At 62.5% G+C, this 16609-nt stretch carries 18 protein-coding genes and 2 pseudogenes; 9 read left to right on the top strand and 11 right to left on the bottom strand.

The genetic code is table 11. The features are described from left to right. Positions 1-734: 734 nt before the first annotated feature. Positions 735-896: a hypothetical protein gene (locus K0P03_RS23060; RefSeq protein WP_245290366.1), complete on the bottom strand. Its 162-nt coding sequence runs from the start codon at positions 894-896 to the stop codon at positions 735-737. On the opposite strand from K0P03_RS23060, the gene K0P03_RS23055 reads away from it, so the two are divergent. After that, positions 885-1055, top strand: coding sequence for a hypothetical protein (locus K0P03_RS23055; RefSeq protein ID WP_272790722.1), 171 nt, complete (start codon positions 885-887; stop codon positions 1053-1055). The genes K0P03_RS23060 and K0P03_RS23055 overlap by 12 nt on opposite strands. Before the next feature lie 15 nt (positions 1056-1070). On the opposite strand, the gene K0P03_RS23050 is transcribed toward K0P03_RS23055, so the two are convergent. The 4 genes from K0P03_RS23050 to K0P03_RS23035 form a co-directional block, all read right to left on the bottom strand. Continuing rightward, entirely contained in the window at positions 1071-2429 is a 1359-nt protein-coding gene (locus tag K0P03_RS23050) for an MBL fold metallo-hydrolase RNA specificity domain-containing protein (protein ID WP_272790721.1), read from the bottom strand. A 40-nt stretch (positions 2430-2469) separates the two neighbouring features. After that, positions 2470-4836 carry a phosphoketolase family protein gene (locus K0P03_RS23045; protein ID WP_023515966.1) on the bottom strand — a complete coding sequence of 789 codons (2367 nt, stop codon included), beginning with the start codon at positions 4834-4836 and terminating at the stop codon, positions 2470-2472. Between the two features lie 72 nt (positions 4837-4908). Continuing rightward, positions 4909-5235 carry a hypothetical protein gene (locus K0P03_RS23040; RefSeq protein ID WP_024270383.1) on the bottom strand — a complete coding sequence of 109 codons (327 nt, stop codon included), beginning with the start codon at positions 5233-5235 and terminating at the stop codon, positions 4909-4911. 124 nt (positions 5236-5359) lie between these two features. After that, entirely contained in the window at positions 5360-5512 is a 153-nt protein-coding gene (locus tag K0P03_RS23035; RefSeq protein WP_245290365.1) for a hypothetical protein, read from the bottom strand. Between K0P03_RS23035 and K0P03_RS23030 the strand changes: the two are divergent. The 3 genes and pseudogenes from K0P03_RS23030 to K0P03_RS23020 form a co-directional block, all read left to right on the top strand. Then, a pseudogene (locus K0P03_RS23030) lies at positions 5507-6007 on the top strand (phosphate acyltransferase); the annotation flags it as partial. The gene K0P03_RS23035 and the pseudogene K0P03_RS23030 sit on opposite strands and share 6 nt — an antisense overlap. Positions 6008-6031: 24 nt before the next feature. After that, a pseudogene (locus K0P03_RS23025) lies at positions 6032-6424 on the top strand (hypothetical protein); the annotation flags it as partial. A gap of 73 nt (positions 6425-6497) precedes the next feature. Beyond that, complete coding sequence (locus tag K0P03_RS23020) at positions 6498-7256, top strand: pyridoxamine 5'-phosphate oxidase family protein (RefSeq protein ID WP_024270381.1); 759 nt, start codon at positions 6498-6500, stop codon at positions 7254-7256. On the opposite strand, the gene K0P03_RS23015 is transcribed toward K0P03_RS23020, so the two are convergent. Further along, complete coding sequence (locus K0P03_RS23015) at positions 7202-9043, bottom strand: heavy metal translocating P-type ATPase (RefSeq protein WP_023511839.1); 1842 nt, start codon at positions 9041-9043, stop codon at positions 7202-7204. The genes K0P03_RS23020 and K0P03_RS23015 overlap by 55 nt on opposite strands. Before the next feature lie 59 nt (positions 9044-9102). Here K0P03_RS23015 and K0P03_RS23010 point away from each other — a divergent pair, with 59 nt between their 5' ends. Next, on the top strand, positions 9103-10452 hold the full coding sequence (locus K0P03_RS23010; protein WP_245462406.1) for an MgtC/SapB family protein: 1350 nt from the start codon (positions 9103-9105) through the stop codon (positions 10450-10452). A 44-nt stretch (positions 10453-10496) separates the two neighbouring features. On the opposite strand, the gene K0P03_RS23005 is transcribed toward K0P03_RS23010, so the two are convergent. The 3 genes from K0P03_RS23005 to K0P03_RS22995 all read right to left on the bottom strand — a co-directional run bounded on the left by K0P03_RS23005 (position 10497) and on the right by K0P03_RS22995 (position 12435). Next, the gene (locus K0P03_RS23005) at positions 10497-10997 is read right to left on the bottom strand and encodes a cytochrome b (protein ID WP_024270379.1); all 501 of its coding nucleotides are present in this window, start codon (positions 10995-10997) and stop codon (positions 10497-10499) included. Between the two features lie 47 nt (positions 10998-11044). Next, entirely contained in the window at positions 11045-11470 is a 426-nt protein-coding gene (locus K0P03_RS23000; protein ID WP_023517604.1) for a sulfocyanin-like copper-binding protein, read from the bottom strand. 134 nt (positions 11471-11604) lie between these two features. Further along, a complete protein-coding gene (locus tag K0P03_RS22995) occupies positions 11605-12435 on the bottom strand; it encodes a universal stress protein (protein WP_024270378.1) in 831 nt (276 codons plus the stop codon). A 182-nt stretch (positions 12436-12617) separates the two neighbouring features. Here K0P03_RS22995 and K0P03_RS22990 point away from each other — a divergent pair, with 182 nt between their 5' ends. After that, positions 12618-13442, top strand: coding sequence for a universal stress protein (locus K0P03_RS22990; protein WP_024270377.1), 825 nt, complete (start codon positions 12618-12620; stop codon positions 13440-13442). Positions 13443-13579: 137 nt separating this feature from the next. Here the strand turns inward: K0P03_RS22990 and K0P03_RS22985 are convergent, their stop codons facing one another. Further along, positions 13580-13963 carry an ArsR/SmtB family transcription factor gene (locus K0P03_RS22985; protein ID WP_245290364.1) on the bottom strand — a complete coding sequence of 128 codons (384 nt, stop codon included), beginning with the start codon at positions 13961-13963 and terminating at the stop codon, positions 13580-13582. 29 nt (positions 13964-13992) lie between these two features. Further along, on the bottom strand, positions 13993-14631 hold the full coding sequence (locus K0P03_RS22980) for a peroxiredoxin (protein ID WP_023516262.1): 639 nt from the start codon (positions 14629-14631) through the stop codon (positions 13993-13995). A 129-nt stretch (positions 14632-14760) separates the two neighbouring features. Between K0P03_RS22980 and K0P03_RS22975 the strand changes: the two genes are divergently transcribed. The 3 genes from K0P03_RS22975 to K0P03_RS22965 are packed head-to-tail and all read left to right on the top strand — an operon-like array spanning position 14761 to position 16569. After that, a complete protein-coding gene (locus tag K0P03_RS22975) occupies positions 14761-15699 on the top strand; it encodes an MBL fold metallo-hydrolase (RefSeq protein ID WP_023515538.1) in 939 nt (312 codons plus the stop codon). Positions 15700-15703: 4 nt separating this feature from the next. Continuing rightward, on the top strand, positions 15704-16135 hold the full coding sequence (locus K0P03_RS22970; RefSeq protein WP_023515537.1) for a YeeE/YedE family protein: 432 nt from the start codon (positions 15704-15706) through the stop codon (positions 16133-16135). Continuing rightward, positions 16135-16569 (top strand): DUF6691 family protein, encoded by a 435-nt coding sequence (locus K0P03_RS22965; protein WP_023515536.1) that lies wholly within the window; start codon positions 16135-16137, stop codon positions 16567-16569. Before K0P03_RS22970 ends, K0P03_RS22965 begins: the two co-directional genes overlap by 1 nt. Positions 16570-16609: the final 40 nt, after the last annotated feature.

Raw genomic sequence — 16609 nt, 5'->3', positions numbered from 1 at the left:
GAGACCCCCGCTCGGGCTACGCCCTCCCGGCGGTCTCAGGCCGGCGCCACCGTGGCCGACTGTTGCTCCGCCCCGTGGCCGGTTTTTACTCCGCCGTTGACAGCGTCTACAAGTCTCGGTGCTATTTGTGATGAAAAGGAATGCCAGCATGCCAACGGCGGTTATCGCCCAGCCGATCAATGTGGCGAGCGGCCGGGCTCCTGCTGCCATATTCTGCGGCAGGCCGAAAACGCCCAATCCCACCATTGAACCGATGACGAGCGCCGTCAGCGCGCCCAGATGCAGCTTGGTTTGCTTTGTCGCCGAGGCGGCGGTGCTGGAGGCGGAGTGAACATCTGCGGCAGTCATGGCGGGTCTCCCGGCGTTCGAAAACACAGCCAAAGACTGCGCCTCCAACCCACAGGTTGCTTTGGCCGGCGTCAAAGCCTGTCACGGGGGAGAGGCTCATTCTCACCTGCATCCGCAACGCATGCGAACCCGCCAAGGAGAATGAGATGATGGCGCTTGTCTACGAAAGGTCCGGGACGGAAGACCTTCTCCCACGCGTCCGATACGAAAGCGCTCAAGGTGGTCATCGAGACGGACGCCGTGCGGGCGATCCCGGTCAGGGCGATGGACGAGCCTCTGCTGTCGGACGTCCTCCGGCATGTGACGCCGGAAGACCTGCGCTTCCGGTTCCTTGGCAGTGTGCGGGAGGTGAGCCATGAACGCTTGCTTGCCATGGCGCAGGTCGATCATGTCGCGACCGAGCACTTCCTCGCCTTCGCCGGCAGCAGCGGCGCGATTGTCGTGGCGGCGATGGTGGCCTGCAACCCGTCGATGACGAAGGCCGAGATGGCGATTTCCGTGCGCGCCGACGACAGGCACAGGGTGTCGGCTGGGAGATGCTGCGCCACGCAGCCCGCTATGCACAAAGTCGTGGCATCAGCACTCTGGAATCGCTGGAAAGACGGGAAAACCAAGAGGTTATCGAACGGGAACAGGGTTTCGTCACCGTCCCCTACCCCGACGATCCGACGCTTGTCCTCATCCGCAAGGATCTTCGCTCCACCTGAGCCCGGGTGCAGGGCTCACAGCGAGAATTCCTGGTCGAGGCGCGGCACGACGCTCGCCCAACCGAGCTCGCGCTCTATGCGCACACGCAAGGCTTCCGAGGCTTCGGCCTCCCCGTGCACGATGAAGACCTTGCGCGGCGGGTGCGGAGAACCGGAAAGCCAGCGCATCAGCTCATCGGCATCGGCATGGGCCGAGAGCATGTCGAGATGGGCGACCTCCGCATTGACCGGAAGCCAGACGCCATGGATCTTCAGTTCCTTCGCGCCGTCCTGAAGCGAGCGTCCCCGCGTGCCGGCGGCCTGGAAGCCGGCAAGCAGGATCGTATTGCGCGGATCGGGCGCGAAGGCTTTCAGATGATGCAGCACACGGCCGCCCGTCGCCATGCCGGAGGCGGAAATGACGATCTTCGGAACGCGGCTTGAGCTGATCGCCTTCGAGGCCTCGACGTCGTCGGTGTAGCGCGCGATGCCGAACACCTTCTTGCAGCTTTCGAGATCGAGCCGGTGATCCCTGGGATGCCGGCCCATGAGCCCGGTCGCATCGATGGCCATGGGGCTGTCGAGGAACACGGGGACGTCTCCAAGAGCCCCTGCCTGTTTCAGCCTCCAGAAATAATAGAGCAATTCCTGCGCGCGCCCGACAGCGAAGGCCGGGACGACGAGCGTTCCGCCACGTCTGATCGTGCGCTCCACGACCGCCCGCAGGGCATTTTCCGGGTCGGTCTTGTCGTGAATGCGGTTGCCGTAGGTGGATTCGACCATGATGTAGTCCGCCTCGACCGGCCGAGCGGGGTCCGGCATCAGCGGATCGCCGTAGCGGCCGATATCGCCGGAAAAGACGATCCTCTGGCCACCCCAGACCATTTCCACCCATGCAGCGCCGAGAATATGACCCGCGCGGTGGAAACGGAACCATGCTCCGTTGGAAAGCCGCACGGTCTGGTCGAATTCAACGGTCGAGAAGTGCTCCACGGCGTTCTGCGCATCATGGACCGTGTAGAGGGGGAGAGCCGGTTGGTGACGCGACAGCTTGTGCCGGTTGAGGAATTCCGCGTCCTTTTCCTGCAGATGGCCGCTGTCCATGAGGATCAGCTCGGCGACATCGCGGGTGGCGGACGTCGCGTAGATTTTGCCACGATAGCCCTCGCGCACCAGACGCGGCAGATATCCACAATGATCGAGATGCGCATGTGTCAGGATCACCGCATCGATATCACGCGGCGAGACTGGCAGGGGCGTCCAGTTGAGGTCACGCAGGTTCTTCAGACCCTGGAAAAGACCGCAGTCGATCAGGATGCGGTGTCCCCCGAGGGTGAGCAGATGCTTCGAGCCGGTGACGGTTCCCGCACCGCCGAGCGATTTCAGTGACAGCATAGTTCCCTCCCCTCACGGGTCGCTTCGCCCACGGATCGGCCTATTGCCGCGCATAGGGCCATTTCCAGTCGCGGATTTCTGGCATGTCCTCGCCGTGCTCGCGTACATAGGCATGATGCGCGTCGAGCTTCGCCTTCAGCCCGGCGACGAGATCCGGTTTCCGCTCGGCAAGGGCCGGCAAGCGTTGGATCGCCTCGATGGCGAGGTGGTAGCGGTCGAGCTTGTTCATCACCGCCATGTCGAAGGGCGTGGTCGTGGTGCCTTCCTCGACGAAGCCTCTGACGTGGAAATTCGTATGGTTGGCGCGTTTGTAGACCAGCCGGTGAATGAGATAGGGATAGCCGTGATGGGCGAAGACGACCGGCCGGTCACGGGTAAATATCCGGTCGAAATCCTCATCCAAAACGCCGTGCGGATGATGCTGCGGCGATTGCAACGCCATCAGGTCCACGACGTTGACGACGCGGATGCGCAAGTGTGGCAGCGCCAGGCGCAAAAGATCGACGGCGGCGAGCGTCTCCAGAGTGGGAACGTCGCCCGCGCAGGCCATCACGATGTCGGGCCCAAGTCCCTCCTCCGTGCCCGCCCAATCCCAGATGCCAAGCCCGGCCTCGCAATGGGAGGCCGCCTCGTCCATCGTTAGCCATTGCGGCGCCGGCTGCTTACCGGCCACGATGACGTTGATGCGGTTCCAGGTCTTAAGGCAATGGTCGCCGACCCACAGAAGCGTATTGGCATCCGGCGGCAGGTAGACGCGCACAATGTCCGATCCCTTGTTGGCGACGAGATCAATGAAACCGGGATCCTGGTGGGAAAAGCCGTTGTGGTCCTGCCGCCAGACATGGGAGGTGAGCAGATAGTTGAGCGAGGAAACCGGCTTGCGCCAGGGCAGTTCGCGCGCGACCTTCAGCCATTTGGCATGCTGATTGAACATCGAGTCGACGATGTGGATGAAAGCCTCGTAGCAGGAGAAGAAGCCGTGTCGGCCGGTGAGCAGGTAGCCCTCCAGCCAGCCCTGGCACAGATGCTCGCTGAGCACTTCCATGACACGGCCTTCCGGCGCGAGGTGATCGTCCGTCGGTAGCGTCTCGGCCATCCACACACGGTCCGTCGCCTCGAAGACGCTGGCGAGCCGGTTCGAGGCCGTCTCGTCCGGTCCGAAGATGCGGAAGTTGCGCTCCGCCGCGTTCAGCCGGATTACGTCACGCAGGTAGTCGCCGAGTACCTTCGTCGCCTGCTCCTCGGCCGCGCCGGGCCGCTCCACCGCGACCGCATAGGCAGCGATGTCGGGCGTGCGCAATTCCTTGCGAAGGATGCCGCCATTGGCGTGCGGACTGGCGCCCATGCGCCGCGCACCCGTCGGCGCCAGCGCCCGCAGCTCCGGCTTCAGGCGGCCATCCGCATCAAAGAGATCTTCGGGATCGTAGCTGCGCATCCAGGCTTCGAGGATGCCGCGGTGGGCGGCGTTCGTGCGGCACTCGGAGACGGGCACCTGATGCGAGCGCCAGTGGTTTTCGACCACTTTGCCATCCACCTCTTTCGGTCCCGTCCAGCCCTTCGGGCTGCGCAGCACGATCATCGGCCAGTGCGGGCGGCGGGCGGGTTCGCCCTTCGCCGCGGCCCGGATGGCCGCGATGCGGTCGAAGGCGGCGTCGAGCGCGGCTGCCATGTCCCGGTGCATGGCCTGCGGCTCGTGGCCCTCCACGAAGATCGGCTCGTAGCCGTAGCCGGTGAAGAGATGGGCCAGCTCCTCGTCCGGCAGGCGCGCCAGCACGGTCGGGTTGGCGATCTTGTAGCCGTTGAGATGGAGGATCGGCAGCACCGTGCCGTCGCTGACGGGGCTGAGGAACTTGTTGGAATGCCAGGCCGCAGCGAGCGGGCCTGTTTCGGCCTCACCGTCCCCCACCACGCAGGCGGCGACGAGATCCGGATTGTCGAAGGCCGCGCCATAGGCATGCACCAGCGCATAGCCAAGCTCGCCGCCCTCATGGATGGAGCCGGGGGTTTCCGGCGCCGCGTGGCTCGGAATGCCGCCGGGGAAGGAAAACTGCCGGAAGAGCTTCTTCAGTCCCGCTTCGTCCTCGCCGATTTCGGGATAGATTTCCGAATAGGTGCCTTCCAGATAGGTACTGGCCACCATGCCCGGCCCTCCGTGGCCGGGGCCGCAGATATAGAGGACATTGGCGTCGCGCGTCCGGATGATACGGTTGAGATGGGCATAGATGAAATTCAGGCCCGGCGTCGTGCCCCAGTGCCCAAGAAGGCGCGGCTTCACATGCTCCGCCTTCAGCGGCTCGCGCAGCAGCGGATTGTCCATCAGGTAGATCTGGCCTACCGAAAGATAGTTGGCCGCCCGCCAGTAGCGGTCGATCAGCGCGAAGTCTCCGGTGTCATGATCGTTCGCCATATCCGCTCTCCCTGTCCGCCCGCTCCGAGAGTTCAACGCCCGTGAAAGCCTGTTTGCTCCGAAGGCACAACGCTACTGCGGCAGCGCCCCACCGCCGGCGATACGCCCACAGGCCATATCGGTTATCGTGATGACACCCCGGCGTAATTCCTCAAGATTCGCAGCGAAGGATTTCTCGGCAAACTCGGTCTGGCAAACCAGCATCTTCAACGCATCGTCGCACTCGGCGAGGTTCTGGAAATGAGCACACTGATCCTGAAGCAGACGTGACGTCGTCCCCAGCCAATGCCAGTACATCGCCATTCCGATCCCGAAGCGTGTCAAAAGAAGTGGATCGGCGATGCTTGGGACGAAGGCCGCCGCAATTCGCTCTGCATTCATCGCGTTGCCCGCGGACATGACGAACTCCCGTCTCCCGTTCCAACATGATCTCATTCTAGACGGCTCCGCACAATGAAACTTGATCTGCGTCAACGGAGGGTGAGACTGTCCTGTATAGGGTGATGGATCGACAGATGACTTTCTACGCAACAAGACTTTCGACCAGATTCAGCCCGGCGATACCGCCTCTATCGTCCCGCTCGTCGGCCAAGACGATATAGACCTTTTCGCCGCCGCCGAGACCGCACAGGTCTCGCTCGACGGTATCGAGATCGTTCCCGTTGCGCACAGCCATGTCTATGCCATGGACATCCCGGCCTGCGACAAGCTGCTCATCGTCACCGACGCAGCGATCAACATCCAGCCGACGCTGAAGCACAAGCGGGACATCTGCCAGAACGCGGTCGATCTCCTGCGCCGGCTCGGCATGGAGAAGCCGAAAGTCACGGTGCTCACCGCCGTGGAGACCGTGAACCCCAAGATGCCGGCGACGGCTCGATACCGCGGCGCTGACCGTGATGGCCGCGCGCGGACAGATCACCGGCGCGAGCGTCGACGGACCGCTCGCCTTCGACAATGCCCTCAACTTGGACGCCGCCCGCACCAAGGGCATCGCCTCCCCGTCGCGGGCGAGGCCGACATCCTGCTCGTGCCGGATCCCGAAGCCGACAACATGCCGGCCAAGCAACTGATCTACTTCGCCGGCGCGACGGCGGCTGGGCTCTTGCCCGTGGCGCGTGTCCCCATAGTGCTGACGGGCCAGGGCGATCCGGTGTCGGCCCGCAGCGCCCCATCCGGTGGAGGGGTTGCCCGGATGAAGACCTTGCTGACCTTCAATGCTGGCTCCTCCACCATGAAGATCGGCCTGTTTGCGCTTCGCTCGGAAGCGCCCCTCCGGATCTCCCGGGGCATAATCGATTTCCGCCACGATCCGCTGACCTTGCAGGTAAGCGAGGGGGAGCAGCGGATCGAGGCCGCGCTGGATGCCCGGCCGAACCCGGATTTGAGCGGCATCCTGTCGGAGACCCTCGCCATCCCACGCACATTCCATGACCGGGGCATCAAGCGGCATGGCTTCCACGGCCTCTCCTACAAATATGTCGCCGGCGAACTCGCCCACCTCGCGCCGGAAAAGGCAGACGGCAGGGTTGTGGTCGCCCATCTTGGCAGCGGTGCGAGCCTGTGCGGCCTCGACAAGGGGACCAGCCGCGACACCAGCATGGGCTTTTCGACTCTCGGCGGTATTCCCATGGCGACGCGCTGCGGCGCTTGGCCCGGGCGTGCTGCTGCATCTCCTCGAGCAGGAGGGACTGGCGCTGCGCGAGATGGAAGACCTCCTCTACCACAAAATCGGGCTTCTCGGGGTTTCCGGCATCATGGGCACCCCTGCCGTGCTCGCCGCCATCGCAGTCTTCGTGGCCGCGCAGCTCGTCTTCACCTTCGCGCCGTTCCTGCACGAGCTTTTCGGCACGACTCCCATAGCCTTGCTCGACGGACTGCTCATCCTCGCCATCAGCGTGATCACGATGGCGGTGCTGGAATGCGAGAAGGCAGTGGTCCGAAAGGTATGGTCTGGAAGCGGGAATGGTGATGGGAGGAGCGGGTTGGCTGAAGCTTTAGAGCATTTCCGCCCGATTAGGCGATGCGTCAACTCCTTTGCCTTGCGTCAAGGTGCCGGGAACCAAAGGGGAAGAAAGTGGAATCAATCCGCGCACGAAGCGAAGGAGGAACTCCCGATGATGATCCGCGAAATGCCCCATAAAGAATGCGCAGCGACGATTGCGGCTCAGCGGCTGGCGCGACTGGTTTGCGCCGAAAACGACAGTCCTTACGTCGCCCCGATCTGCTATGCCTATTCGGTAACCCGGCTTTTTGCATTCTCGATGCCCGGCAAGAAACGTGACATCCTGCACGCCAATCCTCGCGATGAGCGAAACAAGCGAACTGTCGCACTGAGAACTCCAGCGGGGGTTTTAACCTCACATCATCGAAGAGCCCTGAGAGCATTGAGGATCACGGCCACGTCGATCGCCTCCTGAAGGATCGCACCTTCGACGGGCTGGAGATATCCGCATGCCGCCGCAACCATCGCCCCGACCGAAAGCGTCAGTCCCACAGATACACTCTGCAACGCGATCCGACGGCTTCGGCGCGCGATCGCAATTGCTTTGGCGAGCGGCGCAAGCTCATCGACAAGGAGCACCACACCGGCGGCCTCCGACGATGAGGCCGTGCCACGCGCACCCATGGCGACACCGATGTCGGCCGCCGCGAGTGCGGGCGCATCGTTGACGCCATCGCCCACCATCATTACCGGGCCATTGCCGGTCTCCTTCCTGACGGCCGCGACCTTGGCTTCCGGCGTCAGATCGCCAAGGACACTATCCATGCCAAGAGCCCGCCCCACGGACTCGGCGATCTCCCTGCGATCGCCGGACGCCAGCACGAGCTTTCGGACACCGGCGGCGCGGAGATCATCGAGAACCGGCAGCGCATCCATGCGGACCTGATCCTTCAGTACGATCATCCCCGCGAGCACTCCATCGATGGCGACGGCAACGGTCATCGAGGCGCGCATTTCGGGTGCGATCAATTCATGTGGATCGTCGCAGCCGGACGTGCGCTGCACGAAACCGCTCCCGCCGACAACAACCCGCCTTCCGTCGACATAGCCTTCGATGCCAGTGCCGGGCACTTCCCGCGCAGCCTCTGGCCTCGAAAGAGACAGACCTCTTTCGGCTGCCGCACGGACCAGCGCAGCGGCGACGACGTGGCCGGAAGCCTGATCGAGGCTTGCAGCCGCCTGCAGCACGGCTTCTACGGTAAAGGCTGATGTCGTCCTGATATCGACCACCGCTGCCTGCCCATGGGTGAGCGTACCGGTTTTGTCGAGAACCGCCGTCCGCACACGCGCCAGTAGTTCGAGCATGCCACCATTCTTCACAAGGACCCCGATACCCGCCGCCTTCGACATGCCGGAAATGATGGCGACGGGGACTGCAAGGATCAGGGGACAGGGCGTCGCGACAACAAGGACGGCGAGCGCGCGGATCGGATCCTGTGATAAGTACCAAGCAGCGCCCGCTATGATGAGGGTCAGGACCAGGAAGCCCATCGCGAAACGGTCAGCCATGCGGACCATGGGCGCCTTGCTCGCCTGCGCGGCCTCGACCAGCCGGACGATCCCGGCATAGGTGCTTTCGGCGGCCGTTCGGTAGGTGACAAGATCGAAGGCCGCACCCACACAGGTCGAGCCGCTGAGCGCCTCGGTTCCAGGTGGAGCGGGCTGCGGCAAAGGCTCTCCCGTCAAGGCCGCCATGTCCAGTGCGGAGCCTTCGCCGGAAACGATCCCGTCCACCGGCAGCACCTCGCCCTGTCGGATCAGCAGCCGGTCGCCTGGCTGTATCTGGGAGATCGCGACCTCCTCGAGCCCGGAAGGGCCGTAACGCATCGCAAAATGCGAGACGCGCCCCATCAGGGCCGTCATCTCCCGACGCGCGCGCCCTTCCGCAAAAGATTCCAGCAACTGGCCGCCCGCGTACATTAAGCCGACGACGTTTCCGGCAAGCGGCTCGCCAAACGCGATCGCTGCAGACATGGAAAGCGCCGCAACGATATCGAGCCCGACATCACCTCGGCGCAATGCACTGAAAACCTGTAGAAAAAGGCTGGTAAGGACGGCCAGCGTCGCCGCGCTCCAGACAAGATGAGCGTAGCGAGCGGCCTGCCACGACAAGACCAAGCCGATCACCAACCCACCAGCGGCGATTGCGACCAGGATCACGCTCGAATGTCGTTGCCAGAGGCTTTTGTCCGCTTGTGGCACGTTCCCTGCTCCTATCGCAGAATGCGAAGAGAGTAAGCCCAAAGACGGGCGCTCTCGCCTTGCGCAAGATCAATTCCTGGAGCGGCGATTTCTCTATACTGAAACAAGCAGCCACCGCGACTTGGCCGGCTGGTTCATACTTGGTGGTTCTGCAAATGGATACGCTCATAGCCAGATTGGGTCTCGCGCTATCGATCGGTCTTTTGGTCGGGCTCGAACGTGGCTGGCAGGAGCGGGAGGCACCCGAAGGCAGCAGAACCGCTGGCATGCGCACGTTCGGGATATCGGGACTTCTGGGCGGCGTTCTGGCAGTCCTCGCTCAAACCCTCAACTCTCCGGTGGTGTTTGCAATCGGTTTCCTGAGCTTCGCCGTCACGCTGGGCGTGTTCAAGCTGCGCGAGGCGCGTTCGGATTCCGATTATAGTGTCACCACCGTCATGGCGGGTCTCGGCGTTCTGGCGCTCGGCGGCCTGGCGGCCACCGGCGATGCGCAAGCAGCGGCAGCGGGAGGCGCAGCCCTTGCAGCCACGCTTGCAAGTCGGAACGTCCTGCATGGTTTCCTGAAGCGCTTAACCTGGATGGAACTGCGCTCTGCGTTGATGCTTGCCGTCATGACGGCGGTGGTCCTGCCGGTCCTGCCCGACGAGGCCATCGACCCATGGGGAGGGCTTAATCCTTGGAAGGTGTGGTTCTTCACCGTTCTGACCGCAAGCCTCTCGTTCCTCGGCTACATTGCCGTCAGGATTTTCGGAGCGAGCAAGGGCTTCGTGCTGAGCGCGATTGCCGGCTCCCTCGTCTCGTCCACGGCCGTCACCATGGTTCTGGCGCGAACCGCGAAACGCTCTTCCGATCCGCTGCCGCTTGCCGGCGCTGCGGCCCTCGGCGCAGCAGTGTCCATCCTGCGCGTAATGGGCCTGATCCTGCTGATCGATCCGGCAGCGATTGTTGCCATCGGCCCGGCCGCAACCATGGCAGCGGTCGTCTTCGCCGGGTCTGGGCTCGCAATTTTCTATTGGCGACAGGACAAGCCGTTCGCCGACGTACCGGCCAGCAATCCCTTCGAGATCGGTCCGCTCCTGATCTTCGCGACGATTTTCGCAGCAGCCGCCATTGCAAGCGCTGTTCTCGTCTCGCGCTTCGGTAGCTCCGGTCTTTTGGCCACGAGCGCATTGACAGGCACGGTCGATGTCGATGTCGCCGTGCTGGCCGCTCTGCAAGTGGGCCGGAGCGCCATGCCGATCGACGTCATCGGAGAGGCAATCCTTATCGCCATGACAACGAATGCCCTATGCCGTGCAGGCATCGCAACCGTCCTCGGACCATCGACCTTCAGCGGACCGTTCGCTGCCCTCACGATCATCGCCGGCGCGGCAGCGTTTGCCGTTCACACCATCATCACCGGCATGTAGCAAGCGCGCTCGATGGCGTGGCCGCCGGGCGCAGGAAGGGATGATCAGCCAATCGTCATTCGCCGAAGCACATTCGTCTTCCAATAAAACTGATGCGCCAACGCGCCGAGGACATGAAGGCCGACAACAGCCCACAGCACGGCCTTGAGAACATCGGCATGGAGGTCGCCTGCGCCCTCGAATCCGAGGTAGTACGCAGCGGCGCCAGTAACCGGCATTGCGATAAGAAGAAGGTAAAGGGTCCATTCGGAAACCTTCGCGACCAACTTGAATATCTGTGGCTCCTCAGATGGCGCCGCCGGCACGCCGTGGACCTGCCGGAGCAAAAGACGAGCCGCCACAAGAAGGAGGATCGCAATTCCGACATAGGCATGGATGTTGGCGCTTGCCACCTGTTCGGCGTTCGCCGCACCGGTTTGTTTGATGCTCCGGTTCCACGCATTCATGCCGTCCGGGAATAAAAGGTTGAAGAAGACGAACCCCGCTGTTAGCCAGTGCAAGACGCGCTGCGGAAGGGAAAACGAGAGCGATGCGGTCGTAGCCATGGACGTGGTTCGCCTTCTTGCGTGTGATGGCATCCAGGAGGATGCGGTTACTTCGTCACCGTCAGCATGGCGTGCATTCCCGCCTCGTAGTGGCCCTTGATGTTGCAGAGTAGCAGATAGGAACCCGGGGCAAGTTTCGCCTTCAGTTGCCCGTCCGTGCCGGGTTTGAGGTCCGATACCTCGCCGAGACTTTTCAACTGCTTCTCATCCACCCGGTGTTTGGAGGCAATCACATCGATCTTCTGATCGGCCGAGTTCAGCTTGACCAGGACCATTTCATGCTCCTCGGTCACCGCGTCGTTGTGCACCACGAATGTCGTTTCTCCGGCCTTTATCGTGGAACGGTCGAGCGTGAGCGTCATCGGACCGCCGCCTTCGCCACCCTCTATGACCTTGACGGTGTTCACTGCCCATGCGGGCGAGGTGATTGTGACGATGGCGAGCGCGGTGAGGATATTGCGACGGATGTTCATGTCAGCTTCCTTTTGGCTGGAACTCCATCGGGGAATAGGTCGTCATGCTGACAGGCGCCTGAACGACAACGAGAAACGCCAGTGGATCGGGATGAGCGTCCCATTGCAAAATGAGCATTGGGACGCTCCGGCTCTTACCGCACCATGAACACCGGCAAGTCACACTTATCGAGGATCGAAGCGGTGACACCCCCAAAGACACGTTCGCGCAGACGTGAATGGCCATAGGCCCCCATGACGATCATGTCGCAGCCGAGTTCGAGCGCATGCTGGCGAATGACGTCTTCCGTCGGCCGCTGGCCGCTCGCGATCTGCTCAACCACGACCTTTGCGCCATGGCGCGACAGGAACGCCGCCATGTCGGCGCCCGGCTCACCGCCATTCTCGAAGTAAGACGAATCCGGATCGACGACGACGAGACGGACTGTATCGGCGCCTTTCAGCATCTCGATAGCCGCCTTTGCGGCGCTGGCCGCTTGCGGACGCGAATTCCACGCCAGAAGGACGTTTTTCGGCTTCAGGGTGGCACGGCCTGTTTTCGGCACCAAGAGCAGAGGTGTACCGGCATTGAACGCCGTCGCCGCGATTGCAGCCTTGCGAAGCTCGATGTCTGAGCGGACACCTTCACCGGCAACGACCACGTCTGCATACATTGCCCGCGTGCCGATGTTGCTCTCGATAATGAAGCGATCGTCGTAAATGTGGTCGACATCGAACGATACGCCATCCTTCCTGCAGCGCTCATCAGCAATGCGTCGAGCATCGACTACCTCGTCGATTTCCCTTTGGCGCTCACTCAGCCATGCGGCCGCAGCCGGATAGTCGGCCCCGAACGGCGATATCGCGGTTCTCAGCGCCATGACGGAAAGATGCGCGTCTATTTCTGCCGTCAGCTCTACGGCCTTGTCGATATCTGCATCGGTATTTGTCGTGCCGATGAGCGAGAGTATGGTCCTGAACGACATTTCTGAGCTCCTTCACCGAAATGGTCATGCGATGAAGGAAAGATTGCTCTCGGCACCTGCAGTCCGCGATGATCTACGTCAAAATAGCATCCTGAACCTGTCCCGCTTGACCGGTGTCAACGCGCATGGCGCGCCCAGCGCTAGTTTAGCAGTATTTCCAACTGTCGGCGGAGGCGGGAGCCGTGAGCTATCGTAGCATTCTCGTGAACCTGGACATCGATCGACCAGTCAAGCCGATCACAAATGCCGCAACCGACCTGGCAGTGCAGGTGGGTGCACGGCTGATTGGTCTGTGCGCTGCGCAGGTATTCCCCTCTCCGTTTGCTTTGCAAACAACGAGCTACGCGGCAACCAGCGCGACACAGCGCATGTACAAGGACATCGAAAATCGCATAGAAGAGATCCATGCTGAGTTTCGTGCCCTGACGGCCGACAGGGTCGAGAGCGAGTGGCGCACAGAAATGAGCGGACCCACCGAGGCAATCGTTGAAGCTGCCCGCGCCGCTGATTTGATTGTCATGGCTGCAGGGGAAGGTGCGCAGTCTGGCGATTCCTACAGAACCGCTGACCCGGCGAGTGTCGTGCTGCACTCAGGCCGCCCCGTGCTTGTTGCGGGAAACGGAAGACATGCGATGCCGGTGAAAAAGATCGTGGTCTGCTGGAAGGACACACGCGAGGCGCGGCGTGCCGTGGCCGATGCCATTCCTTTGCTGTCCTTGGCCAAGGACGTGACCGTCGTTTCGGTCAGCTCCGAACCTGACACTTCGCTGCGAAAGAGCAATGCGGACGTTGTCTCGTACCTCGCCCACCACAACGTGAGAGCCAGATCCCATATCTCCAAAAGCGCGGATGAGACGATTGGCCTGTTGCAGTTTGTCGATCAGAGCGGTGCGGATCTCATAGTGTCGGGCGCATATGGACATAGTCGGCTGAGAGAGCTGGTATTTGGCGGGATCACCCGCTTTCTTCTCGATGAAAGCGGCCGGAATCGATTCATGTCGAGTTAAAAGGCATGGACCGAACCAGCTTGTTGCCGTACCGATCTCGGCCGCATGAAGAAGACTGCCTCGCTCCACGCCTCAACCTGCCGCCATGCGACCCGGTCGGGGACAGATAGTCTGGTCGCCTTCGACAATCCGACAAGCTATTCGGAAATAACAATGCGGGCGAAATGAGCCGCATCTCCGCGTATATCCGGGGCCGGCGCACCGTCTCGCCTTTCCGTGAGCCCGGCGGCTGAGGGCGCCTCACTGCCGCAGAAAAGCTCAAACAGCAATCCCATAACCGCCTCGGCGCGGCCATCGGCAATGGAATAGTAGATCTGACGCGATTCCCGGCGTGTTTTGACAAGGCCGGCCTGCCGAAGCTCCGCCAATTGCTGGGACAGCGCCGGCTGCTTGATGCCGAGCGCCTCTTGAATGTCACTGACCGAGCTTTCCTCGCGTGCGATCTGACATAGCAGCATGAGACGATTGGCGTTGCTGAACTGGCGCATGAAATCTGCCGCTTCCGGCGCCTTGGCGATCATCGTTTCCAGCGAAACGCTCGCTCCCCCACTCATGCCCGCCTCTCCCGATAATACCAGGCCTCTCCCTCACGCAGAGCGCAATCGTCCTCGTTGGCAAGGGGTACCTGCTCAAGAAGAGCCGCGCCCGGTCGCCACCCTTCGGGCGTCGAGGCGTCCTCGCGCTCTGCGGCTTGAAGGGCCGCAACGAGGCGCAGAAGCTCATCGACCGAGCGCCCTACATTCATCGGATACCAGACGACCGCACGCACGATGCCATCCGGGTCGATGACATAGGTCGCCCTGACGGTCGCGCTGCTTTGCGCGGTCCCGTCGATCATGCCGTAGGCCTGCGCGATCACCATAGCGCTGTCCTCCACGAGCGGGAACATGACCTTTACGCCGAAGCGCGCCTCGATGTCTCGTAGCCAGGCGATGTGGGAATAGAGACTATCCACGGAAAGCCCAAGCAGGGCGCAGTCAAGCTTCTCGAATTCCGGCGCCGCGCGCGCGAGCGCGATGAACTCGCTGGTGCAAACCGGCGTGAAGTCCGCGGGGTGCGAGAAGAACACCAGCCAGCGCCCGCGGAAGGCCGACAGCGTAACAGGACCTGCGGTGGACCGCGCGGCGAATCCGGGCGCAGTCTCGTCGATACGCGGCGGGCGGGCTGAGTGAGTGTTCGTTTCCGTCATGATCGCATTCCTGGGTGCAGGCCGAGCATCCGTGATAACGGCTGCCGATTTCGATTTCCACAAAATACATACTTGCATAATTACTGTAAATATGTATCTATTAGCCATTCTTTACGGAGAACACGAGCCATGCCAAGCACCGTTTCAGATCTCCCCCTCGATCGCGCCCGCGCCATCGTCGCAGCGGGCCTTGCGGATCCAGCAAAACGCCCTGTCGTAAAATCATTCTTCGATGAGCAGACCTACACGATCAGCCATGTCGTGCGCGACCCGCAGTCCAATGCCTGCGCCATCATCGACAGCGTGCTCGACTACGATCCGGCCTCGGGCCGCACCACGAGCGCTTCCGCCCAGGCGCTCATCGATTACATAAAATCCGAAAGTCTCGAAGTGCACTGGTTGCTCGAGACCCACGCCCATGCAGATCATCTTTCCGCGGCGCCGCTGCTGCAGGCCGAACTCGGCGGCCAACTTGCCATCGGACGCGAAATCGTCCGCGTGCAGCAGGTCTTCGGAAAGATCTTCAACGCCGGCACCGAATTCCAGCGGGACGGCAGCCAATTCGACCAGCTCTTCAACGACGGCGACCGCTTTTCGATCGGCAGTCTGGAGGCAACCGTGCTGCACGTCCCTGGCCACACCCCTGCCTGTCTAGCCTATGTCATCGGCGATGCGGTCTTCCCCGGCGATACGCTGTTCATGCCGGACTACGGTACAGCGCGCTGCGACTTCCCCGGCGGGGACGCACGCCAGCTCTACCGTTCGATCCAGCGCCTCATGAAGCTACCGGATAAAGCACGCATGTTCCTGTGCCACGACTACAAGGCGCCCGGCCGCGATCACTACGCCTGGGAGACCACAGTCGGCGCAGAACGGACCGGCAATGTCCATGTCCGCGAGGGTGTGAGCGAGGACGACTTCTACACGATGCGTACCGCGCGCGACGCGACGCTCGCCATGCCGAAGCTGATCCTGCCGTCCGTGCAGGTCAATATGCGCGGCGGCCAGCTTCCGCCCACCGAAGACAACGGCGTGCAGTATCTCAAGATCCCTCTAAACGTCCTGTGACCCCATGACCGACCTCAACATCCTCTGGCCACTTTCCGGCGGCCTGCTGATCGGCCTTTCGGCCGGCCTCTATCTGCTGACGACCGGACGCATCGCCGGGATTTCGGGCCTTGCGGCATCGGCCGCCGGCCTCACGGGAACCGGCATCAGCACACTGGGCCTTGGTTTCCTCGGCGGCATTCTGGCTGGCGCGGTACTTGCCTCGACCTTCCTCCGGCAAGCCGAGATCACCCTCACCGCATCGGCGCCGCTGCTCGTTGCCGCCGGCCTTCTCGTCGGCTTCGGCACGCGCCTCGGCTCCGGCTGCACGAGCGGTCACGGCGTCTGCGGCCTTGCACGCCTGTCGAAGCGCTCGCTGGTCGCCACATCGGTTTTCATGGCCGTCGCCGCCCTCACGGTTTTCGCCGTCCGCCACGTCTTTGGAGGCATTGTCTGATGTTCGCCAGAACCCTTGCTGCGATCCTGAGCGGCCTCCTCTTCGGCGCGGGGCTCGTCGTGTCGGACATGATCAATCCGGCCCGCGTCCTCGCCTTCCTTGATATTACCGGCGAGTGGGACCCCTCGCTCGCATTTGTCATGGGCGGTGCGCTCATCCCTTCCTCCTTCGCCTACCTGATCCGGAAGCGGCGACTTACGCCGGCCTTCGACGATCGGTTCTACGTTCCAGAACATGGCCGCGTGGATCGGGCGCTGATCGGCGGCGCGGTGCTGTTCGGACTTGGCTGGGGACTGGTCGGCCTTTGCCCCGGCCCCGCCATTGCGGTCCTGACGACGGGCCGCTGGGAAGCTGCCCTGTTCGTCGTCGCCATGTTTGCCGGCATGATCCTCTATCGCTTGACGGTCGGCCGACCCGCAGCGGTGATCCGATAATCCGCAAACAGTGTCATCGCCTTGCACGCTTTTCGACCAC

The organism is Shinella sp. HY16 (assembly GCF_028534175.1).
Classification (GTDB): Bacteria; Pseudomonadota; Alphaproteobacteria; order Rhizobiales; family Rhizobiaceae; genus Shinella.
The sequence above is the reverse complement of the archived record's forward strand: the minus strand, read 5'-3'. Positions and strand labels throughout refer to the sequence as shown.

Excerpts from the sequence above, each read along its gene's own strand:
- K0P03_RS22995 (WP_024270378.1), bottom strand. The coding sequence starts at position 12,435 with ATGTCGTTCAGGACCATACTCTCGCTCATCGGCACGACAAATACCGAT.
- K0P03_RS23000 (WP_023517604.1), bottom strand. The coding sequence starts at position 11,470 with ATGAACATCCGTCGCAATATCCTCACCGCGCTCGCCATCGTCACAATC.
- K0P03_RS23040 (WP_024270383.1), bottom strand. The coding sequence starts at position 5,235 with ATGTCCGCGGGCAACGCGATGAATGCAGAGCGAATTGCGGCGGCCTTC.
- K0P03_RS22975 (WP_023515538.1), top strand. The coding sequence starts at position 14,761 with ATGCCAAGCACCGTTTCAGATCTCCCCCTCGATCGCGCCCGCGCCATC.
- K0P03_RS22985 (WP_245290364.1), bottom strand. The coding sequence starts at position 13,963 with ATGATCGCCAAGGCGCCGGAAGCGGCAGATTTCATGCGCCAGTTCAGC.
- K0P03_RS22980 (WP_023516262.1), bottom strand. The coding sequence starts at position 14,631 with ATGACGGAAACGAACACTCACTCAGCCCGCCCGCCGCGTATCGACGAG.
- K0P03_RS23035 (WP_245290365.1), bottom strand. The coding sequence starts at position 5,512 with ATGGCTGTGCGCAACGGGAACGATCTCGATACCGTCGAGCGAGACCTG.
- K0P03_RS22965 (WP_023515536.1), top strand. The coding sequence starts at position 16,135 with ATGTTCGCCAGAACCCTTGCTGCGATCCTGAGCGGCCTCCTCTTCGGC.
- K0P03_RS23005 (WP_024270379.1), bottom strand. The coding sequence starts at position 10,997 with ATGGCTACGACCGCATCGCTCTCGTTTTCCCTTCCGCAGCGCGTCTTG.
- K0P03_RS23045 (WP_023515966.1), bottom strand. The coding sequence starts at position 4,836 with ATGGCGAACGATCATGACACCGGAGACTTCGCGCTGATCGACCGCTAC.
- K0P03_RS23050 (WP_272790721.1), bottom strand. The coding sequence starts at position 2,429 with ATGCTGTCACTGAAATCGCTCGGCGGTGCGGGAACCGTCACCGGCTCG.
- K0P03_RS23055 (WP_272790722.1), top strand. The coding sequence starts at position 885 with ATGCTGCGCCACGCAGCCCGCTATGCACAAAGTCGTGGCATCAGCACT.
- K0P03_RS22970 (WP_023515537.1), top strand. The coding sequence starts at position 15,704 with ATGACCGACCTCAACATCCTCTGGCCACTTTCCGGCGGCCTGCTGATC.